This is a genomic window from Nocardia pseudovaccinii NBRC 100343, from assembly GCF_001613225.1.
Lineage (GTDB): Bacteria > Actinomycetota > Actinomycetes > Mycobacteriales > Mycobacteriaceae > Nocardia > Nocardia pseudovaccinii.
The window spans coordinates 1-678 of sequence record NZ_BDBY01000315.1 but is presented as its reverse complement, the minus strand read 5'-3'; the positions used below and the strand labels follow the sequence as shown (position 1 = coordinate 678).

The following is a 678-nucleotide window of genomic DNA, read 5'->3' as shown; positions in this document are numbered from 1 at the left end:
GAGAGGACCGGCACCTCTTCACCGAGTCGGAGGGCTTTGCGGATGGTCTCGATGGGGTGGGTGTTCGCCTCGTCGAACTCGCTGATCGCCACCACAAACGGGATGCCGCGTGATTCGAAGTAGTCGATCGCGTCGAAGCTGTCCTTAGGGCGCCGGAGATCGACCAGCACGACCGCGCCAATGGCGTTCCCAGCCAGTTCGTCGTAGATCGCATGCCGCATGCAATGGTTTGGCGCTGCGACCAGAAACAGGACAAGGTCGTTGGCCAAGTTGATGCGGCCGAGTTCCACCTCACCGCAGAGTGAGTCCGCCGACAAAGACTCAGCAGCGTCATCGGAGGTAGGGGCGATGGACAACTCGCCGTAATGCATCTGATCCGCCAGCGAGGTGATCAGAGTGGTCTTACCGGTCCCGCAGCCTCCAGCGATGACGATCTTTGCGAATGTCGTGGTGCTCTTCGTCGGGCGCGCGCCCGGCCACGCGGCCCGCGGACACACCATCACCAACCCCAGGTCAGCCATGTCGTCCACCAGCGCCCATAGCCGTGCCAGCGGCCAGCCGAGCTCCGCCGCAACATCGCTGATCAGCTGCGGCTGGGCGCACCTCTGCAGGAGCGCCCGATACGGTGCAGGCATTGTGGCCGCCGGCCCGAGATGGCTGGTGGTGGCGTGCACGGTA

General features: G+C 64.3%; 1 protein-coding gene. It reads right to left on the bottom strand.

The annotated features are described in order from the left end of the window. The coding region (locus NP3_RS49425) for a hypothetical protein (RefSeq protein ID WP_063046244.1) at positions 1–678 on the bottom strand (678 nt) is incomplete at both ends.